The sequence below is a fragment of the Nonomuraea sp. NPDC003804 genome, from assembly GCF_040610675.1.
Classification (GTDB): Bacteria; Actinomycetota; Actinomycetes; order Streptosporangiales; family Streptosporangiaceae; genus Nonomuraea.
In genome coordinates, this window is the sequence record NZ_JBEXMT010000015.1 from 112,389 (window position 1) to 131,877 (window position 19,489).

15 protein-coding genes and 3 pseudogenes are annotated in these 19,489 nt (G+C 73.5%); 9 read left to right on the top strand and 9 right to left on the bottom strand.

Annotated features, from left to right (window positions below):
* Positions 1 to 252: 252 nt before the first annotated feature.
* The 3 genes from ABZX22_RS21630 to ABZX22_RS21640 form a co-directional block, all read right to left on the bottom strand.
* Complete coding sequence (locus ABZX22_RS21630; RefSeq protein ID WP_354911750.1) at positions 253 to 645, bottom strand: hypothetical protein; 393 nt, start codon at positions 643 to 645, stop codon at positions 253 to 255.
* Positions 642 to 1,085, bottom strand: a complete 444-nt coding sequence (locus ABZX22_RS21635; RefSeq protein WP_354911753.1) for a hypothetical protein — start codon at positions 1,083 to 1,085, stop codon at positions 642 to 644. The genes ABZX22_RS21630 and ABZX22_RS21635 overlap by 4 nt, the downstream gene beginning before the upstream one ends.
* Positions 1,086 to 1,593: 508 nt before the next feature.
* The gene (locus ABZX22_RS21640) at positions 1,594 to 1,791 is read right to left on the bottom strand and encodes a hypothetical protein (RefSeq protein ID WP_354911756.1); all 198 of its coding nucleotides are present in this window, start codon (positions 1,789 to 1,791) and stop codon (positions 1,594 to 1,596) included.
* A gap of 91 nt (positions 1,792 to 1,882) precedes the next feature.
* Between ABZX22_RS21640 and ABZX22_RS21645 the strand changes: the two genes are divergently transcribed.
* The 4 genes and pseudogenes from ABZX22_RS21645 to ABZX22_RS21660 all read left to right on the top strand — a co-directional run.
* A complete protein-coding gene (locus tag ABZX22_RS21645) occupies positions 1,883 to 2,215 on the top strand; it encodes a helix-turn-helix transcriptional regulator (protein ID WP_354911758.1) in 333 nt (110 codons plus the stop codon).
* Positions 2,212 to 2,616, top strand: coding sequence for a hypothetical protein (locus ABZX22_RS21650; protein ID WP_354911760.1), 405 nt, complete (start codon positions 2,212 to 2,214; stop codon positions 2,614 to 2,616). Before ABZX22_RS21645 ends, ABZX22_RS21650 begins: the two co-directional genes overlap by 4 nt.
* A gap of 22 nt (positions 2,617 to 2,638) precedes the next feature.
* Positions 2,639 to 2,755: pseudogene (locus tag ABZX22_RS21655) on the top strand (transposase); the annotation flags it as partial.
* 346 nt (positions 2,756 to 3,101) lie between these two features.
* A pseudogene (locus ABZX22_RS21660) lies at positions 3,102 to 3,260 on the top strand (hypothetical protein); the annotation flags it as partial.
* On the opposite strand, the gene ABZX22_RS21665 reads toward ABZX22_RS21660, so the two are convergent.
* Positions 3,221 to 3,517, bottom strand: a complete 297-nt coding sequence (locus tag ABZX22_RS21665) for a DEAD/DEAH box helicase family protein (protein ID WP_354912003.1) — start codon at positions 3,515 to 3,517, stop codon at positions 3,221 to 3,223. The pseudogene ABZX22_RS21660 and the gene ABZX22_RS21665 overlap by 40 nt on opposite strands.
* A gap of 79 nt (positions 3,518 to 3,596) precedes the next feature.
* Entirely contained in the window at positions 3,597 to 4,571 is a 975-nt protein-coding gene (locus ABZX22_RS21670) for an alpha/beta hydrolase (RefSeq protein ID WP_354911763.1), read from the bottom strand.
* A 341-nt stretch (positions 4,572 to 4,912) separates the two neighbouring features.
* Between ABZX22_RS21670 and ABZX22_RS21675 the strand changes: the two are divergent.
* Positions 4,913 to 5,455: pseudogene (locus ABZX22_RS21675) on the top strand (NlpC/P60 family protein); the annotation flags it as partial.
* 182 nt (positions 5,456 to 5,637) lie between these two features.
* Here ABZX22_RS21675 and ABZX22_RS21680 read toward each other — a convergent pair.
* From ABZX22_RS21680 to ABZX22_RS21695, 4 genes are all read right to left on the bottom strand, one after another.
* Positions 5,638 to 8,028: a glycosyl hydrolase family 65 protein gene (locus ABZX22_RS21680; protein ID WP_354911765.1), complete on the bottom strand. Its 2,391-nt coding sequence runs from the start codon at positions 8,026 to 8,028 to the stop codon at positions 5,638 to 5,640.
* Positions 8,025 to 8,780, bottom strand: a complete 756-nt coding sequence (locus tag ABZX22_RS21685) for an HAD-IA family hydrolase (RefSeq protein ID WP_354911767.1) — start codon at positions 8,778 to 8,780, stop codon at positions 8,025 to 8,027. The genes ABZX22_RS21680 and ABZX22_RS21685 overlap by 4 nt, the downstream gene beginning before the upstream one ends.
* 80 nt (positions 8,781 to 8,860) lie before the next feature.
* Complete coding sequence (locus tag ABZX22_RS21690; protein WP_354911769.1) at positions 8,861 to 10,081, bottom strand: cytochrome P450; 1,221 nt, start codon at positions 10,079 to 10,081, stop codon at positions 8,861 to 8,863.
* A 33-nt stretch (positions 10,082 to 10,114) separates the two neighbouring features.
* Positions 10,115 to 11,731, bottom strand: coding sequence for an FAD-dependent oxidoreductase (locus tag ABZX22_RS21695; protein WP_354911772.1), 1,617 nt, complete (start codon positions 11,729 to 11,731; stop codon positions 10,115 to 10,117).
* A 212-nt stretch (positions 11,732 to 11,943) separates the two neighbouring features.
* On the opposite strand from ABZX22_RS21695, the gene ABZX22_RS21700 reads away from it, so the two are divergent.
* The 4 genes from ABZX22_RS21700 to ABZX22_RS21715 all read left to right on the top strand — a co-directional run bounded on the left by ABZX22_RS21700 (position 11,944) and on the right by ABZX22_RS21715 (position 19,475).
* Positions 11,944 to 12,546 (top strand): TetR/AcrR family transcriptional regulator, encoded by a 603-nt coding sequence (locus tag ABZX22_RS21700; protein WP_354911774.1) that lies wholly within the window; start codon positions 11,944 to 11,946, stop codon positions 12,544 to 12,546.
* Positions 12,543 to 13,433: an NAD(P)-dependent oxidoreductase gene (locus tag ABZX22_RS21705; RefSeq protein WP_354911777.1), complete on the top strand. Its 891-nt coding sequence runs from the start codon at positions 12,543 to 12,545 to the stop codon at positions 13,431 to 13,433. Before ABZX22_RS21700 ends, ABZX22_RS21705 begins: the two co-directional genes overlap by 4 nt.
* Before the next feature lie 316 nt (positions 13,434 to 13,749).
* Complete coding sequence (locus ABZX22_RS21710) at positions 13,750 to 14,616, top strand: DUF4132 domain-containing protein (RefSeq protein WP_354911780.1); 867 nt, start codon at positions 13,750 to 13,752, stop codon at positions 14,614 to 14,616.
* Positions 14,617 to 14,618: 2 nt separating this feature from the next.
* Entirely contained in the window at positions 14,619 to 19,475 is a 4,857-nt protein-coding gene (locus ABZX22_RS21715) for a DNA-binding protein (protein ID WP_354912006.1), read from the top strand.
* Positions 19,476 to 19,489 lie beyond the last annotated feature (14 nt).

Sequence of the window (19,489 nt, forward strand, 5' to 3'; positions counted from 1 at the left end):
CCGCCAGCACGAAGCCAACCTCGAACAGCACCAACGAGACGCCGACGCCCAGCCCTGCGCTGTCGAAGCCCACGACCAGCTGGGCGATGACCCGAACCGCGCAGCCCGCGGTGGCGGCGTAGGCCGCCCCTTTCGCCCACCTCGGCGCGTGCTCGGCCCGCGCGACCTCCGGCGTGCGGCCACAGGCGAGGCAACCGCCGCGCAGGCGCCGCGCGTGCATCAAGGCCACAGCGGCTACCAGCGCTCCTCCCGTCAGGCACGCGGTACGGCTGAGGAAGCCCAACGGAAAGAACGCACGCCGATGCCGGGCAGCAGCCCACCGACCACGTCCAGCAGGAACAGGGCCGCGGCCACGATCAACGCCCCGCTCACGATCCACGCCCCGGCCAGCAGGACGCGACGGGCCACAATCGACCGCCGCAGCCGCGCGAGCCCGACCGTGACCGCCACCGCGGCCAGACAGAGCACGACCGCCTTCCACCCGGAGAAAGCGGTCAGATCGACGCCTACCGGAGACATCTGTGGCGGGCTGTCGACGAACGCCCAGTGCGCCTGGAGCGTGCCGTACAGCAGGGCCCAGGCAAGCACCGCGCGCGGCGCCCACGAGTTCCAGGCCGGCGCCGGCCCGTCCTCGGCGGAGGTCATCGGGGCACCGCCCGCAACGGGAGCTCGCGCGTCGGGCGGCGCTGCAGCTCGCGCGTGCTCAGGAACAGCAGGACGGCCCACACCGAACAGTAGCCGCCGAACAGCGCGCCGCCCCGGTCAGTGAACAGCCCGGTGACCAGCATGCCGACGCCGCCCACGGCTGCCATCGCCGTGACCAGCCAATGCAGCGCGAGCAGGATCCTGCGCGGCCACCGCCCCGGCAGGCTGAGCCGGCCAATGATCAGGACCGCGATGATGAGCAGCGCGCTCCCGGCGTTGGCCCACTGCGCCAGCGCCACCTCCCCAGGCCCGTACACCTGGTAGCTGTCAGGCGACACGCGCGGCCCGCCCGTGACGCCGAGCCGCCCATCCAGGGCGTACGACACCTTCGACGCCACGTACAGGCCCGTCCATGCCATCGCCGCATACGCGATCCTCATGACCCCTCCTCGGCTACCACTGTGCTGCGACGTCCACCAGACGGGTCTCCCCCGGCAAGGGGATCCGCCTCCCTCACGTGGGGGGCATCTCATCTGCACAGGGTGGGAATCCGCTCATGTGGGCAGATGAATCTGTACGGCACCAGGTCGGACGCGGTCACAACCATTGCGCCCAGTGAGCCAAGCATGCTCTTCTTGAACTCGATCCCGACGGGCGCCTGTCGTTGAGCACGCCGATCGGATGCCGATCAGCTCCTGAGTCGGCACGGCGGCGGAGGACAGGCTTCAAGTCAATCACCCGTCGAATGAGACCGCGCGGATACGGCCTTCCGCTCGCCGGGTAGGACCGCCGCGTTGCTGCGTCGACGTGACCCACACCGCCGACCGCGACAACTAAGCAGCCGATCTTCGGAGCTCGAGCGCTGCGCCGAGGCCGGTGCGCCGGGCGTGGGAAGGCCACGACTCCTTCCCGTCCTTCTGAACACCTCGTCGTGACGCGGTCTTTCGGCTACGCGACGACGAGCTCAGACCAGCGGAGAACGAACAGCACCCCGTCTTCGCCGCTGAACACCCCGCGGGCCGCCCCCTCCCCAGCGCGGTGCACGACGATCTCATCCTCGGGATCGAGGCTTCCGAGGATGCCGCGGAACGTCACGGCCACCTCGTCACTGGCATGGAGGCCCTGGTCTGGCAGGGCGAGCTGCACGGCATCCCGGAGGAGTCGTCGTCAGCAATACCTTATTTCATCTAGGTAAGATAGATCTATGGCGGGCGTTGAACGAGTCACACAGCCCACGTTGGACGTCCTCGAAGTGCTGGTTCAGGCCCAGCAACGGAGTGAGGAGATGCACGGCTGGGCCATCATGAAAGCCACCGGCCGCGCCGGTCCCACCGTCTACAAGGTCCTCGACCGGCTCGAAGACGCCCACTGGGTCAAGGGGAGATGGGAAGAACTCGCCGACGACCAGCCCGGCCCGCGTCGCCGGTTCTACGAGCTGACCGGCGAGGGTGTGCCCGCCGCCCGCGCTCTCCTGGCCCAGCGCCGCCCGTCCGCGCTCACGACCCGCCCGGCGCTCGGCTTCGCGCCGCTCGCCTGGCTGAACACGCTACTGGCCGGAGGAGCTCGTTGAGCGGCTGGGAGATCATATTCGCCTTCGTCGCGGGCCTGGTCGTCAACGAGATGTGCGACGTCTCGCCGTGGCTGGCGAAGAGGCTCGTCCGCTGGTCCGCTCACCTTCGGTATCGGGACTCCATACGCGCGCAGGTCCGCGCCGAGGAGTTGATCGCGCTGATCGACTCGCGGCCCGGCAAGCTGCTCAAGCTGTTCACGGCCATCGGATTCCTAGGTGCCGGCACGGGGGTTCGCGTCTGGGATCACCTCCGAGACCTACGAAGAGGCGCAAGGTTCCGGAGAAGCGACCCCGGGCTGGTTACTCTCACGCTCGAGAGAACGGTGAAACTAACCTGGGGCCGCCGCCGCAGCCCGTTTCCGTCGCGGAGGAGAGTTGGCGCCGTGCCATCAAGCGATTGAAGGCGTGAGATGAGGCGAGCAGATCTTCCCCAACCGGGCCGCGATCATCCGGCTGGTCGGGGCTGTGCTGGCCGAGCAGACCGACGAGTGGGTCGAAGCACGCCGCTACATGGGCCTGGACATCCTCGCCAAAGCCCGCGTTCGGGTGATTCCCGGCGACACACCAGCCCAGAACCGGAAGCACCGGCCCATGGTCGAACGCTCCATCGCCTGGCCGATTGGGCCTGCAGGCCGCTGCCGCCGTCTGCGCCATCGCGACACCGCCGCCGCCCACTGGTGGCTGCGCACCCGCATGGCCGCGCTCAACCTCCGCCGTCTGCTCAACCTTGGCCTGCGCCGAGTAGCCGGCAGCACCTGGATCCTGCCCACCTCCGCCTGACCCTCCAACCGAGGACAGCCCGGCCACGCCAGCGCGCTTGACCGCTCCTCTCGCGCACCCATTCCCAGGTCCAAACCCAGACGGCCGGTCCGGTCGGCCTGCAGGGGTGGAGCGCTCTCCAGGTTTGTCCTCCCTCGTCTTCACCACCAACGCCTTCGCGCTGCTGGGCCTGCGGGCGCTGTCCTTCGTGCTGCGCGGCGCGCTGGCCAAGCTGCGGCATCTCAACTACGGCCTGGCTGTCATCCTGGCGATCATCGGGGTCAAGCTGGTCCTGCACTGGGCGCACGGCATCTGGACGTGGGTCCCGGAGATCCCCACGCTGGCCGCGACCGGCCGGCCGAGCCGCCGCGCCGCCTCCAGCCCCACGAGCGTCTTGCCGGCTCCGGGCGGCAGCACCAGCCAGGCCCGACGGCGCCCCGCCGCCAAGAGGCGCTCCAGCTCGTCGAGGGCGTCACGCTGGTGACGGCGCAGCTCCCACGGGGGCCGCATGGCGGCGAAGTCGTGCTCGGCGGGGCGGGACATGGGGAGCCTCCTCAGGTCCGCGACCGCGGCCGGGGTGGGGTCCAGGCAAGGATAGACAACTCCCGCTTCGTCCGTTCCTTCACCGCGTACGGGCCGCGGCGATCACCTCCTGGACGGCGTCGAGGACCAGGCCGGGCCGCGCGATGTGCACGTAGTGGTCGGCCGTGTCGGCGACCACCAGCCGGCCGTGCGTCGACAGGGCGGCGAGGTCCGCGGCGCGTGCCGTAGCGGTCGTCTCCTGGCCGGACGGGGAGATCACCACGACCGGCAGGTCGCCCCACGCCCGCGGCCGGACCGTCGCGCGGACCTGCGCGGCGCCGTCGGCGGCCGCCCACGCCTCGGCCCGGGCGGCCGCCATGCTGCCGGAGCCGTAGACGACGACGGCGTGCTCGCGAGCCGCGCCGGTGGCCGAGGCCGGCACGAAGGCGTCGCCGAACAGCCGGAGCAGGCCCAGGCGGGCGGCGAGCTGGTAGGCGGTGAACTGGACGGCCAGCAGCGGCCGGGAGACCTCGATCGCCCCGGCGGCCGTCTCGTCGGTGACGTCGACCAGCACCAGGCCGGCGGTGAGTTCCGGCCGGCGGTCGGCGAAGATCCGCACGCTGTTGCCGCCGAAGGAGTGCGCGACCAGGACATAGGGACCCGCCTCGCCCGCGGCGGCCAGCAGCGCGTGCAGGTCCTCGGCGGCCCGCTCGGCGGTCGGCGGCGACGGGCTCTGCCGGCTCCACGCGTATCCGGCCCGGTCGTAGGAGCACACCCGGTTGCCCTCCGACAGCCGCCGCTGGATCGGCTCCCAGCTCGCGCTCGACTCGGCCAGGCCCGCCTCCAGGACGACGGTGGGCGCGCCGGTCCCTGTGCAGTGCAGATGCAGGCGGTGGCCGCCGACGTCGACCAGCCGTCCCGGCATCCGGTGGCGTGCGGCGTCGTCCTGCCGGGCGACCGTCTCGTACAGGAACCCCCCGCTCGCGGCCAGCGCGAGCAGGCCCGCGGCCCACAGGGCGCCCCGCCGCAGCAGCCGCCGCCGCGGCCGTGCCGCCGGCGCATCTCCACGCGTCATGCCTCGAACCTAGGGACGCGGCCCGCCCGTCACCTCCTCCGCGCAGACGGAGCCGCCGCTACGACCCGCGCCCCGGCCGCCGCCGCCCTCTCCTCCGGCAGGACGACGCAGCCGTGGGAGCGCGGTCCCACGGCCGGTCGCGACCGCGCCGGTCGCCGGTGCGGAGCGGCCGGCGGCTCTAGACGCAGCGTCCGGCCAGCCAGGCCCGGTAGTCCTTGGTGTAGTTGGTCATCACGCTCTTGGGAACCTGGTTTGAAGGGGGCCAGGACCGCGCTGACGTTCGGCGACCTGCGGCCCCTGACCGAGCGAACAGCCCGGTGAGCGTGGCCACCAGGGCCAGGGTGTGGCTGCTGCCCGCGCCGTGGACGCCGCGCGCGCCGTGGGCCGGCGAGTGGCTGGACCGTCCGCGCCCGGCCGGAGAGGAGGACCTGCTGGCGATCGCCTCGCAGTACCTCGCCGAGGCGCCCGGCAGGACCAAGGACGGCCTGCGCTACGCGGGTGACGCCGACTACGGGCCGCTGCTGCCCGACGGGACCCGTCAGGAGGGCTCCGACTTCAACGACTACCTCGGCGTCTCCTGGTCCTATCCCGGCAGGACGGACGCTCCGGAGGCGAAGCAGAAGGGCGCGCTGGACTGCTCCGGCTTCGTCCGCATGGTCTTCGGTTACCGCGGCGGGCTGCCGCTGGGCGTCGAGGGCGCGATGCCGGCGGGCGCGCTGCCACGCAGGGCGGTCGGCATGGCCGCCGGCACCGCCCCGGGCGTGACGGTCGTCGACGGAGGAGGCCGCAAGCCCGGCTCCTACGCCGACCTGCAGCCCGGCGACCTGCTGTTCTGGGACGCCGCCACCAACGACGGCACCGCCATTGACCATGTGGGGATCTACCTGGGCATCGACTCCACCACGGGCAAGCACCGGTTCGTCTCCAGCCGCAAGTCGGTCAACGGTCCCACGCTGGGCGACGTGGGCGGACCCTCGACGCTCGACGGCGACACACGCTGTACGACAGGTCGTGGCGCAAGGCCCGCCGGATCTGATCGACGCCCCGGCGGCGTGCGCCCGCGTGCTCAGGTGGCGGCCGTCATGGAGGAGGCGCCCTCCGCCGGCCGCAGGCGGCGCCGGGCCGGTTCGCGCCCGCGCGGCTGGCGGGGCGCGGCGGTCGCCGGCGGCGGCGCCGGAACGGGGCAGGTGACGGGCGAGCCGTGGGCGACCGTGATCGGCTTGCCGTGGTGCAGGAGGGGCAGCGGGTCGCCGTCGAGCAGCGTGTAGGTGGCGCTGCCCTGGTCCACCCGCACCGCCAGCCTGCTCCCCCGCATCACGATGGTGAAGCCGAGCCGCGACAACCCGTCGGGAAGGCGCGGCGCGAAGGTCAGCCCGCCGCGCCGGCTACGCATGCCGGCCAGGCCGTTGACCAGGGCCATCCAGCTGCCCGCCAGCGAGGCGATGTGGAGCCCGTCGCGGGTGTTGTGCTCCAGGTCGTCGAGGTCCATCAGCGCGGCCTCGGCCACGTAGTCGTAGGCCAGCCGCAGGTGCCCGACCTCGGCGGCGAGCACCGCCTGGACGCCCGCCGACAGGGAGGAGTCGCGGACGGTGAGCCGTTCGTAGTAGTCGAAGTTGCGGGCCTTCTGCTCGGGGGTGAAGGCGTCGCCGCGCCGGAACATGGCCAGCACCAGGTCGGCCTGCTTGACCACCTGCTTGCGGTACAGGTCGAAGTAGGGGAAGTGCAGCAGCAGCGGGTACTGCTCGTCGGTGGTGGCCGCGAAGTCCCACACCTCGTGGCCGGTGAACCCGGCCGCCTGGGGGTGGACGCCGAGCGTGGCGTCGTAGGGGACGTGTATCGCCTCCGCCGCGTCGCGCCAGCCGGCCATCTCCTCCTGGTCGACGCCGAGCTCGCGGGCGCGTTCGGGATGGCGGCCCGCGGCCTCGGCGGCGGCCACCAGGTTCTGCTGGGCCATCAGGTTGGTGTAGACGTTGTCGTCGGAGATGGCGCTGTACTCGTCGGGTCCGGTCACCCCGTCGATGTGGAAGCGGCCCTGGGCGTCGTGGTGCCCCAGCGACCGCCACAGCCGCGCGGTCTGCGCCAGCAGTTCGAGCCCGATTCCGCGGTCGAAGTCCTCGTCCGCCGTGCAGTCGACGTAGCGGACGACCGCGTCGGCGATGTCGGCGTTGATGTGGAAGGCCGCGGTGCCCGCCGGCCAGTACCCCGAGCACTCCTCGCCGTTGATCGTCCGCCACGGGAAGCCGGCGCCGCGCAGGCCGAGCTGGCGTGCCCGCTCCATGGCCAGCGGCAGGGTGGAGTGCCGCCAGCGCAGCGCGTGCGCGGCGCTGTCCGGCAGAACCTGGGTGAGCAGGGGCAGCACGTACGCCTCGGTGTCCCAGAAGCTGTGCCCGTCGTAGCCGGGCCCGGTCAGCCCCTTGGCCGGGATCGCCCTGCCCTCCGCCCGAGCGCCGGCCTGCAGCACGTGGAACATCGCGAAGCGCACCGCCTGCTGGACCTCGCCGTCCCCGTCGACCTGCACGTCCGCGTTGCCCCAGAACGTGTCGAGGTAGGCGCGCTGCTGGGCCAGCAGGCCGTCCCATCCGGTCTGCACCGCGCCGGTGAGCGCGGCGGCCGCCTGGTCGCGTACGGCAGGCTCCGACCGCACGGCCGACCAGCCGTACCCGACGAACTTGACCAGGCGCAGCCGCTCCCCCGGGCTGAGGAACACCGTCACCGTCACCCGGCCGAGGTCGGGCCCGCTCTCGGCGCTGACCAGCACGTTGTCCGGCCCCTCGACGACGTGGTCCATGCCCGCCGCGACGATCAGGCGGCTCTCCCTGGTGCGGTGCAGCAGCCCTGCGCGAGCGTCCTTGGCGCCGTGCTCCAGGCCGAGCAGCGGGGCCTGCAGCGCGGCGGCGACCCGTGGATCGCCGCCGGGCGGCGGGAGCGGCTCGTTGGCGACGAGCTCCGACTGCACCACCAGCCGCACCGGGCGGGCCAGGGTCTCCACGTCGTAGCAGATGGCCGCCACCGAGCGCTGCGTGAAGGACACCAGCCGGGCAGAGGACACGCGCACCACGTCGTCGGAGGGCGAGGCCCATTCGGCCCGGCGGTGCAGCACCCCGGCGCGCAGGTCGAGCAGCAGCTCGTGCGAGCGCAGCTCCCCGTAGCGGACGTCGAACGGCTCGTCGTCGACGAGCAGCCGGATCAGCTTGCCGTTCGTCACGTTGATGACGGTCTGGCCGGACTGCGGGTAGCCGTAGCCCGCCTCCGCGTACGGCAGCGGCCGCAGCTCGTAGACGCCGTTGAGGTAGCAGCCCGGCAGGCCGTGCGGCTCGCCCTCCTCGAGGTTGCCCCGCCAGCCGATGTGGCCGTTGGACAGCGCGAACAGCGACTCGTAGTGGGCCAGGACGTCCAGGTCGAGGTAGGTGGCGCGCAGGCACCACGGCTCGGTGGGGAAGGCGGCATGGCTGATCACCGGTGCTCCAGGAGCTCGGCCAGGTCCTTCACCACGACGTCGGCGCCGTGCGCCCTGAGCTCGGCCGCCTGGCCCGCCCGGTCGACGCCGACCACGAACCCGAAGCCGCCGGCCCGGCCCGCCGCCACTCCCGCGAGGGCGTCCTCGAACACCGCGCAGCCGGCCGGGTCCATCGCGAACGCCCGCGCGCCCGCCAGGTACATGTCCGGCGCCGGCTTTCCCGCCAGGTGCTCCCGCTCCGCGGTGAGCCCGTCGACACGCACCTCGAACAGGTCCTCGATGCCCGCGGCGACCAGCACGTCGCGGCAGTTGGCGCTGGAGGAGACCACGGCGCGGCGCAGCCCCGCCTCCCGCGCCGCCTTGACGTAGCGCACCGACCCCTCGTAGGGCCGCACGCCGTCCTGCTTCATCCTGCGCAGCAGGATCACGTTCTTCCTGTCGGCCAGCCCCTTCACGGTGTCGGCCCGCTGCGGGTCGTCGGGGCCGCCCTCGGGCAGTTCGATGCCGCGGGAGGCGAGGAAGGCGCGGACGCCGTCGGCGCGGGGCCTGCCGTCCACGTAGTCGTCGTAGTCGGCCACCGGGTCGAAGGGCACGTACGGCTCGCCGCGCGCCCTGGCCCGCTCTCTCAGGTAGCCGTCGAACATCTCCTCCCACGCGGCGGCGTGCACCGTGGCCGTCCGGGTGAGCACGCCGTCCAGGTCGAACAGGCACGCCCGCACGCCGCCGGGCAGTCCCAGGTCGTTTCCCTTCACCGCATTCCCCGTTTCCCCGCCCCCGGCCCCCGTGGCGTGATCCCCTTCCGCGCCGGGCGGCCGGTGGCTGCCCGGCCCGCTCAGAGCTGCTGCGACGGCAGGACCTGGTCGTAGTCGATCTCGACGTGGCGCGGCCCGCGCAGTACCGCGCTGGGGCGGTAGGGCGGCGGGTCGGTGACCAGCCGCGGGTTGACCAGCCGGCTCACCAGCTCGCGCAGGGCGATCTGGGCCTCGAGCCGGGCCAGCGGCGCGCCGAAGCACTGGTGGATGCCCCCGCCGAAGCCGAGGTGCTGGATGTAGGGGCGGTCCGGGTCGAAGCGGTCGGGATCGTGCACGTGCGCGGGGTCGCGGCTGCCCGAGGCGAGCGCCAGGATGATGGAGGAGCCCTTGGGGATGTCGACGCCCGCGACGGTGATGTCGTCGAAGGCGACGCGCTGCGGCAGGAAGTGCACGGGCGGCTCGAAGCGCAGCAACTCCTCGACGGTGTGGATGATCAGTTCGGGCTCCTTGCGGAGCCGGTCGATCATCCACGGGTTGCGCAGGATGGTGAGCATGCCGTTGGCGATGAGGTTGACCGTGGTCTCGTGCCCGGCGAGCAGCAGCAGCGCGCAGGTCGCCATCACGTCGACGTCCGACATCGAGCCCTCGGGACCGCTGTAGGTGACCAGGCCCGACATGAGGTCGTCACCCGGATCGCGGCGGTGGGCCTCGGCGAGCTCGCCGAGGTAGCGGCCGAGCTCGAGCCTGGCGGCCTGGTGTCGCCGTTCCCGCTCCTCCGCGTCCCCCTCGCCGGGGCCGATGCTCTCCACGATTGCCGTGGCCCAGGTGTGGAAGCGAGGCTCGTCCTCGCGCGGTACGCCGAGCAGGTGGCAGATCACCGTGACGGGGAAGGGGTAGGCGACGTCGTCGACGACGTCGGCCCGCGTGCGGCCGTCGAGGCCGTCGACCAGGCCCGTGACGATCCGCTGGAGGTCCCCGCGCAGGTTGTCGACCACGCGCGGCGAGTGCGGCGGTCCGAAATGGCGCATCGCCAGGCTCCGGAGCCGGTCGTGCTCGGGCGGATCGCGCATGATGAACGAGGGCGGCAGCCCGCCGGTGGGCGGCGGCTCGTTCAGGTTCTCGGCGTCGGAGCTGACCCGCGGGTCGTGCAGCAGCGCGACGATCGCGTCGTAGGTGCTGACGACGTAGCTGCCGTCCTCCTGGCGCGCCACGGGCGTCTTGCGGAGTTCGGTGTACAGCGTGTACGGGTCGGCCCGGTTGGCGAACTGGAGGATCTGCTCGTAAATGCTTGCCGGCGCCACGAAGGTGCCTCCCTGTCTTGTCGTTCGAGGGTGCTACTGCGAATGCCGTACGAGCGTGACGCGGCGTTCGGCCGGGTCGTGCCCGGTCACCACCACCGTCGCGCCCTCGGCCGGGGCCAGCCGCTGAGGGACCCCGGCGGGCACCGGCCGCACCTCCTGTGTCCGGCCGACCATGCGGGCCTCGGGCGGGAACGGCGCGGCCCGCTCGATCTGGTCCCGGTAGAAGTCCAGCCACATCGCCTGGTCGAAGGTGACCGCGGCGGTGATCCTGCCGCGGAAGCCGTAGACGGCGACGAACCTGCGCCGGTCCACCGAGCCCTGCACGATCGCGATCTCGTCGGCCACGGTCGGCACGCCGACCGACTTGATGTTGACGCCGAACTGGATGGACCAGAAGACCGGCAGCGACAGGTGCGGCCAGCGGTGGGCCTGGTCGCTGAGCATGTTGTGGGCGGCGATCTCGGCCTGGGCGACCGCGTTGCCCCAGTGCTCCAGCGCCATGAACTGGTAGTGGTAGACCGGGTGCGGGAAGCGCGCCACGTCACCGGCGACGAAGACGTCGTCGGTGACCAGGCCGTTGATGTCGAAGGCGCGGCAGCCCGCGTCGGTGGCCACACCCCAGGGTCCTGCCGCCAGCCCGGAGCCCTGCAGCCATTCGACGTTGCGGATGGCGCCGAGCGCGACCACCGCCACGTCGGCCTCGACCCGGCTGCCGTCGGACAGCTCCGCCCCCACCAGCCGGCCGGCGGCGTCTCCTTCGAGCGCCCTGACGGTGACCCCGCACCGCAGGTCGACGCCCGCCTCGCGCTGCATGTCGGCCGCGACGGCGCCGATCACCTCGCCCATCGAGCCGTGCAGCGGCGCCTGCCCGGCCTCGACGAGGGTGACGGGCAGATCGAGGTCGCGGCAGACCGAGGCCACCTCGCATCCGGTGAACCCGCCGCCGATGACCAGCACCCTGCCGACGCCGGCGGCCAGCCGGTCCCGCACCTGGCGTGCCTCTTCGAGGGTGCGCAGCACGTACACCCCGTCGAGCGCGGCCTCTTCCGGTTTCGGCCACGGCCTGGCCCGCGCGCCGGTGGCGATCAGCACCTTGTCGAAGTCGATCGTCCGGCCGTCGGCGAGGCGGACCTGCTTGGCGCCGAGGTCGAGCCCGGTCGCGGGGGTTCCCGCCACCCATTCGACGTCGATCTCCCGCAGGTGGGGCAGCATGGTGTGCTCGGCCTCGACCATGCCCTTGAGCACCTGCTTGGACAGCGGCGGCCGGTCGTACGGCTGGTACGGCTCGTCGCCGACCAGGGTCACGGTGCCCTTGAAGCCGTCCCTGCGCAGGACGCCCGCGGCGCGGCCGCCGGCCAGGGACGCGCCGACGATGACGATGTGCCCGCTGCGCTTGAACTTGCCGTCGCTGTCACTCGTCGGATGCGACAGCTCGGGGTCCACGGTCCGGTGCTGGGTGGCCATCCGGTCGAGGTGGATGGCCTGCACGGGACAGGCGGCCGCGGCCTGGAGCACCCGCTCGCGCTGGCCGTCATCGGGGTCGGTGTCGTAGAGAAGCGCTTCCTGGCCGAGCATGACGAACGCGTCCGGCGCCAGGAAGGCGCACTGCCCGTATCCCTGACAGCGTGTGAGGTCAACGACTACGCGCACGGCGACTCCCCCCGTCGTTCCAGGCGGGCATCCGCCGCCCAGGCCGATCTGACACCTCCTTACCCGGCGCTTCGTTGGCGGTAAGTGAAGAAAAGTCATCGTTTGGGCATTTTCGCCGCATCGATGCGCCCGGTGGGGATGGTCGACAGGGGCGGGCCCTCCGCGCCTGGAATCTTGAATGTGCGTTCCAGATATGGGGTAGAGTGAGCCGCGTGGCGAGAACGAGGGAGTTCGACACCGACGCGGTGGTCGAGGCGGCGATCGGCGTCTTCTGGAGCAAGGGCTACGCCGCCACCTCCATCCAGGACCTGGTGGAGGCGACGGGGATCGGCCGCGGCTCGTTGTACGCCGCCTTCGGCAGCAAGGAGGGGCTGTACGAGGCGGCGCTCACGCGCTACGCCGAGCGCTCCTCCGCCGACATCGCCACCCGCCTGGACAGCGCGGCACCCATCCGCGAGGTGCTAAGGGATGTGCTGATCGCGCTGGTGGAGGCCACGGTAACCGATCCCGGGCGGCGTGGCTGCCTGATCACCAACACCGTGACCGAGCGGCTGCCCGCCGACCCGGTCGCCGGCAGGGTGGCGGGCGGGGCGCTCGACCGCAACGCCACGGCCTTCACCGCCGTGCTGCGCCGCGCCAGGGAGCGCGGCGAGTTGCCGCCCGACGCCGACGTGACCGCGATGGCCGACCTCCTCGTGACCACGATCCAGGGCCTGCGCGTCCAGGGCAAGGCGGGCGCCGACCGGCGGCGGCTGGTGGCCGTCGTCGAACTGACGCTTTCTGTACTGTTCATTCACGATTGGAGTTCGATATGACCAGGGTCGCAGTGCTGGGCACGGGGATCATGGGCGCGGCCATGGCGCGCAATCTGGCGAGGGCGGGCCACGAGGTGGCGGTCTGGAACCGGACGAGGGAGAGGGCGCTGCCGCTGGAGGCCGACGGCGCGGTCGTCGCCGCCGGCCCGGCCGAGGCCGTGGCGGGCGCGGACGTCGTGATCACGATGCTGAACGACGGTGACGCGGTCCAGGAGGCGATGTCGGCGGCCGTGCCCGGGCTGCGCGCCGGGCAGGTGTGGGCGCAGATGAGCACCGTCGGCGTCGCCGCCATCGACCGGCTCGCCGATGTCGCCCGGTCACACGGGCTGGTGTTCGTGGACGCGCCGGTGCAGGGCACCCGGCAGCCCGCCGAGGCCGGGACACTGGTCATCCTCGCGGCGGGGCCCGCCGACGAGCGACTGGAGCCGGTCTTCTCCGTGATCGGCGCCAAGACCCTGTGGGTCGGCGAGGTGGGGGCGGCCACCCGGCTCAAGCTCACGACGGTCGGCTTCGGGATCTCGCTGACCTCGGTGGTCGCCGAGGCGCTGGCGCTGGCCAAGGGGCTCGGCGTGGATCCGGCGCTGTTCGGCGAGGTCATCACCGGCGGGCCGATGGACAACCCGTACCTGCAGGCGAAGGTGAAGGCCATCCTGGCCGGGGACTACACGCCCAGCTTCACCGTGCGCAACGCCGAGAAGGACACCCGGCTGATCGCCGAGGCGGCGGCGGGCGCGGGCGTCGCGGTGGACCTGGCCGAGGCCGCGGGCGAGCGGTTCAGGAGGGCGGAGGCTCAGGGACACGGGGACGACGACATGGCGGCGAGCTACTTCGCGAGCTTCGCCCCGAATGCATCCGATGACCAGGGGCCGCTCCCCGCAGGCGCGTGAAGTCGCGCGGCGAGGAGACCATCTGGCACAAGCCCGACCACCAGGTGGTGGAGGCCTCGATGGAGATGTCGGCCTGCTTCCTGGCCACCGGGTAACCGAGAGCGCCGCGATGCGCCTCCTCCGGTAGCCACCGCTCATCCGGTGGCCCCGCTCCTCCGGTGGCTCTCGCTCCTCCGGTGGCCCTCGCGCAGTCCGGAAGCCCGCGCCCGCAGGGCTTCCGTGCGCATTTGTCGGTGGATGCCGCTAGCGTTCCGCGCATCATCACAGCCGCGGGAGCTGCGTCCCGCGTCTTCGGCATGGGCGAAAGGCGGCAGCGTTGGGTTGGCTGGCGGCGGGCGACGGATATGAGGTCGCCCTCATCGAAGGCCGGGTGGCGGCGAGAGCCACCGCCGGCAGGGCGGCGGGACGTCAGCTGAAGTCGCTGCCGAAGGCGTTACGAGACCATCCCGAGGTGGACCGGCTGCGCCGCCTCGCCGAGTGGCTCGACCGGCACGCCGCCTCCTGCGTCGCCCAGGTCGACGCGTGGATGGTCTCGTCGCTGCCCGTCCCCACCGAGCTGCTGGCCCGCGTGTGGCCCGACGAGGCGTGGCAGTCGGCGCTGCGCGACCTGGTCGTGGTCGGCGACGATCCCGACGAGGTCGGCTTCCTGCGCGACGCCACCGACACGGGCGAGCTGCGGGTGGTCGACCTCGACGGCGAGACCGTACGGCTGTCGCCGCGGACGGTGACCCTGCCGCACCCGGTGCTCCTGCAGGACCTGGAGGAGCTGCGCGAGTTCGCCGCCGAGCTCGGCGTGGTCCAGAAGGTCGAGCAGATCCACCGCGCCACCTGGCGCAAGCCCGCCGAGCTGGGCGAGCGGGACAGCGCGGTGAAGGAGTTCGCCGGCGGCAGCTTCGACTCGCGCTTCGGGCTGGCCGCCCGCGCCACCTCGCTCGGCTACCGGGTGTCCGGCGGTTACGCCACCTGCAGGGTGCGCGACGCCGGGCGCATCACCGAGGCCGCGGTGTGGATCGGCGAGCCGTACTGGGACGACGACGTGGCGACGGGCGACCTGCGGTGGAGCGACCAGGACGGCCGCACGCTCGCGCTGCGCGAGGTCGGTCCGGTGGCCTGGTCGGAGGGGATGCGGATGGCGGCGGCGCTCTACGCGGGGCGGCGGGTCGAGGAGGGGAAGGGCGCGTGACCATGGAGATGTCGCCGGCGGAGGAGCTGCTGAAGGCGGGGGCGGTGCTGCCGCCGGACACCGAGGGGGCGGGCGAGCGGGCGGTGCCGCTCACCACCAGGGCCTACCGCCACCCCGGCCTGGACGACCGGGTGGTGGTCCGTCTGGTCGCCGCGGAGCTCGGCGCGGCCGAGGACCTGGCCGCGGGCTTCCTGGGCCTGATCCCCGACGGCGAGCCCGCCGTCGTCGGGCTCGGCTCGCGGCGGTCCCTCGGCTTCCCCGAATGGGTGCTGGTGCACCACCCGGAGGACGGGCAGCACGCGCTCGCCGTCGTGCCTGAGCTGGAGCGCGCGGCGCGGCAGGCGAAGTCCAAGCCCAAGGCCGCGCTGGAGGCCTACCACGAGCTGGCCGGCAGGCTGGCCGCCGCGGTCCCGCACTTCCTGCCCACGTTCTACGAGCAGGCCGGCCGGGTGTTCCTGGAGGTGGAGAACGCCACCTACGCCGCCCAGCTGTTCGGCCACGCCCGCAAGGCCGAGGCGCGGCACGGGCTCGCCATCGACGAGGACCGGCTCGACGCGGTGTTCCTCGAGTTCGCGCTGGCGGGCGCGCTGCCGGTGAAGGTGCTGTCCGGCTACGCGAAGGAGCTGGCCGCCCGTCTGCCGGCCGACGAGGCGCTGCGCAGGTTCGCGCGGCTGTGCGTGCGGCGCACCGCGGGCGGGCTGCCGCCCTCGACGCAGATGGCGACCGATCTGCGCCGGCTCGCCAAGGCGGCGGGCGCCGACGCCGACGCGGAGGAGCAGGCGTTCCTGGGCCGGCTGCTCGACCTGTCCGCGACCCTGCTGGCCCCGGCCGGCTGGTGGAAGGCGCACCGCGCGGCGATCGTCGCCCTGGGCCGGCGCGAGCCCGAGGTCCGCGGCAGGCTGCTGAACGTCGTGCCGCAGGCGAACGACCACGAGCTGCCGGCGGTGTGGCTGGACATCCTCGAGGCTTGCGGCGCCACCGCCGGCCTGGCCGGTGGCGAGGTGCCCGAGGGCGAGCGGCCCGGCGACGGCACCGCCGGCTGGCTCGAGCGCTTCCTGAAGGCCCGCGACGACGCCTGGGGCGTCCCGCCGCGGCTGCCCGCCCTCTACCTGCTGGTCGAGCGGCTGGCCGGCGTCGTGCGGGCCGAGCTGGCCAGCTCCGGCCGCGCGCTGCGGGTCCCCTACGACCTCGACCTGCTCGACCTGCTGCTCGCCCTCGACATCCCCGTGGCCGAGCCGAACTCTCTGCTGCTGGAGCAGTGGGCGCGCGGCGAGGGCCAGCGCGACCTGCTCGCCCTGGCCGCCGACGACCGCTTCCACCTGCCCTTCCAGCGGGCGGCCGACCGGTTCACCGACGACGAGGACGGCAGGCGCGCCGCCCGCCTGCTGGCGGCCTCGCCCGGCGGGCGGCCGCTGCTGGCCGCGTGGGTGCGCTCGGTGGCCGCCCGCTCCTCGGCCGCGGGGCTGCCGGAGCTGCCCGACGCCATGCGGCGGCTGTCCTGGCTGCCGGGTGAGGCGCTGGCCCTGGCCGAGGAGGAAGTGCGGCGGGCCGCGCGCGCCGACGTCGCCGAGGTGCTGGCCCGCACGCTGCGCGCGGGGCTGTTCGACGAGCTGGGCTGGCCGGCGTGGGAGGAGGCGGCCGCCGCACTCGTGCGCAAGGAGGACGTCGACGACCTGATCGTGGCCGACGCCTGGCCGCACCTGATCGTCGCCGGTTCCGCGCAGGCGCGGGTGCTGACGGCCGACGGCGCGGTGCTCACCCACGACCTGCGCCGCCCGGCCGACGACGACTGGGGCGACGCCGGATTCCACTACGTGGACGGCGAGCTGCTCGTGTATTGGCAGTCCCGCCAGCTTGACGGCGAGCTGCGCGGATACTGGCACACCTCACCCGGCCGGCTCCACCACGTGGAAGGCGATCACCCCCGCGGCACCCGGCTCGACTGGTACCGCGGCGACGATCCCTTCACCCTGCCGCTGCCCGGTGGCGGGCGCACGACCGGCCACGCGCCGCTGCGCAAGGGCGACACGGCGGTGCCGTCCGAGCGGTCGGTGATCACTGACGGCACCTCCCACTGGGTGTGGACGTGGGACGGCGGCGACGGCACCACCACCGGCTGGTACGAGTTCGACCCCGCCGACGGGCAGGTGGGCAGGAAGGCCATGCCCGGCTTCCTCGCCGACGCGTTGCGCGCCGCGCCGACCGGCAGCACGTTCGCCTCGGGCTGGCTGCTGCCGGCGCCCTCGGACGAGCCCACCCCCGCAGCCGTTCCGGTGCGCGGCCTGTACGGCTGGCGGGTGGTGGTGCTGCCCGACGGGTCGCTGCGCGGCGAGGACCTGTCCGGCCGTACCGTCACCGTGCCGCCCGGCACCGACGCCGTGCTGCGCGCCCTGACCTTCCCCGGCGACGACCGGCTTAGAGCCCTGGTGCGACCGAGCAGCTACCGCGTCGCCCTCTCCGACCCCGACGGTGTCGTCACGGCCGTGGCCAGGACCGACGCCGCTCCCGGCGTCTTCGCCGAGGGCACGCTCATCCTGCCGCCGGTGCGCTACTGGCACTGCCTGCGGCCACGGGACCCGGAGGGCTCGGCCGCCCTGCGCCGCCTCGACAGGGACACCGCGGCCGCCCTGCTGGCGGCGGGCGAGAGCCGCGACGTCGACCTGCCCGCGCGGATCCGCGCGGCGATACCGCAGGTCAGCCATGACGCGCTGGTCGCCGGCATCGCGGGGGTGGTGCGCTTCGCCGCCGTTCAGCAGGCCGCGCTGCGCGGTGTCGAGGCGCGGCTCACGGCGGTCCTCGACGGCCGTTCCCAGGACGAGGGGCCGGCCGGCCCCTCGGACGATCTGCTCGAAGCGGCGCTCAACGGGCTCATCGGCACCGTCAGGAACGTCTGGAACCGCCGGCACACCGACGCCGCCTACCGGCGGATGCGGGCCATCGGGGAGGCGGTGGCGGCGGGCGCCGAAGCCGCGGCCGCCGGCCGCCTGCACCTCGACCAGCCCGAGCTGGCCGTCACGGGCCTGCCGTGGGATCGCCTGCTCGACCACCTCGCCGCCGTGGCGTTCCGAGCCGCCGCGGAGGTGAGCGAGCCGGAGCACCGCGCGGTCCTGCGCGAGCTGCTGCGCCACTTCGGCGAGTTCGGGCTGCCCGTCGCGGCCGATCAGGCCCGCTGGCGCACGATGACGCTGCGCCTGGACCAGAGCCACCTGCTCGCCCCGGACGGCGACAGGCGCGAGATGCGGGACGCGCTGCTGCCGCTCGGCGGCGGCGCGGTGCTCGCCTTCCTGTTCTGCGAGTCGCTCGACGACACGGGCGCCTCGTGGTCGGCGCTGTTCCACGACCCCACGGGCCGGTTCGAGGTTCCCGCCCCGTACACCGTCGTCGCCTCCGGCCCGGTGGGCGAGGCGAGGCGGGCCGACTGGCTGGAGGCCTTCCTCGCCGAGCTCGACGCGCGCGGTCCCGCGCCGTGGCTGCCTGCGGCGGCGGAGGAGTTCGCCAGGCTCACCGGTGTCTCGCTGACGCTCGCCCGGCTGGTCGTGTCCGGCATGCCGTACGTGGACAGCTACGAGCGCAGCTTCCTCCCCAAGGACGCCCGCACCACGCTCGGGGTGAAGGTCGGCGACGCCGCCATCGCCAAGGAGGAACTGCGCGGGACGGACCACGGGCTGCGGCGGGCGGTCGTCTCGGCGCTCCTGCCCGACGACCCCGCCCGGCTCTGGACGGACGGACCCGACGTGGCCCGCGCGGCCGCGATCTGGAGCGGCGCCATGGGACGGCAGATGCCGATCCCCGAGTGGCTCACCGCCGACGCCAACCGCGACCTGCGGGGCGTCGGTGCGCCCGGCACGGCGCTGCGCACGCTGGCCGAGCCCGCCGCCGCGCCCGAGCTGACCCGCGACCTGGTCTGGACGGTGCGGGGCGACCGGGTCAGGCCCGCCGACGAGGAGGCCACCGGCTTCACCGGGCACACGCTCGCCATGGCCGTCACCACGGCGGGCTGGCTCGCCCACCGGCTGCCCGCGGGAGACCCCATCCGCGCGGCGCTGCCCGAGGCGCTGGCGGCGGTCAGGGCGCGGCTGGCCAACCCGGAGCTGATGCTCGACCTCGACCGGTACGTCGACCTGCCCGCGTTCAGGACGGCCGCCGGAGCGCCGACCGAGGTCGGCACGGGCTACGAGAGGTACGGCGCGCTCGTCATGGCGACCTACGACGAGCGGCCCGCGCCCGGCATCCGCACCTCGCTGCTCGACCCGTCCGGCGCCGACCCCTACCTGCGCGCCCTGCTCGGCATGGAGCAGCCGTTCCCCGTCGAGACCGCCCTGCGCACCGCCCTCGACCCGCGCTTCGCGGCGGTGCTGGCCGACCCCGGCGATCCGGTGGCCGGCACGCGTGACGCCGACGGCACGTGGTGGCCGCAGGACCCCACCCGCTCGGTGCCCGACCTGGTGGTCGAGGCGGCCAAGGAGTACGGCCTCGGCGAGGACGCCGCGGCCCTCTACCTGATGCTGCTGGCCATGCCCGACCCCACCGATCGCCACGTGGCCCGGTGGACGGGCTGGAAACCGGCCCGGTTCAAGGCGGCCCGCGCCGAGCTGGCCGCCACGGACCTGGTCGTCGAGGCCGCCAGGAACCGGGCGGGCCGCTCGCTGTTCCTGCCCGGCGGCTGGAACGAGCTGCGGTCCCCGTGCCTGCCGCTGGAGGAGTGGAAGGCACCGCTGTTCGGCACCACGGCCGGGCGCACCCCGCTCGTGCCCGCCGAGCCGGCCGCCGACCTGTACGCAGGGGCCTGGCGGCGGGTCAGGGACGGCGACGCCCCCAGGTTCGCCCAGCTCCAGATCAGGCGCGGCAAGCGCCGCTGACCGACATCCGTACC

Coding starts and splice junctions, on each gene's coding strand:
- ABZX22_RS21630 (WP_354911750.1), bottom strand. CDS start 645: ATGACCTCCGCCGAGGACGGGCCGGCGCCGGCCTGGAACTCGTGGGCG.
- ABZX22_RS21635 (WP_354911753.1), bottom strand. CDS start 1,085: ATGAGGATCGCGTATGCGGCGATGGCATGGACGGGCCTGTACGTGGCG.
- ABZX22_RS21665 (WP_354912003.1), bottom strand. CDS start 3,517: ATGTCCCGCCCCGCCGAGCACGACTTCGCCGCCATGCGGCCCCCGTGG.
- ABZX22_RS21670 (WP_354911763.1), bottom strand. CDS start 4,571: ATGACGCGTGGAGATGCGCCGGCGGCACGGCCGCGGCGGCGGCTGCTG.
- ABZX22_RS21705 (WP_354911777.1), top strand. CDS start 12,543: ATGACCAGGGTCGCAGTGCTGGGCACGGGGATCATGGGCGCGGCCATG.
- ABZX22_RS21715 (WP_354912006.1), top strand. CDS start 14,619: ATGGAGATGTCGCCGGCGGAGGAGCTGCTGAAGGCGGGGGCGGTGCTG.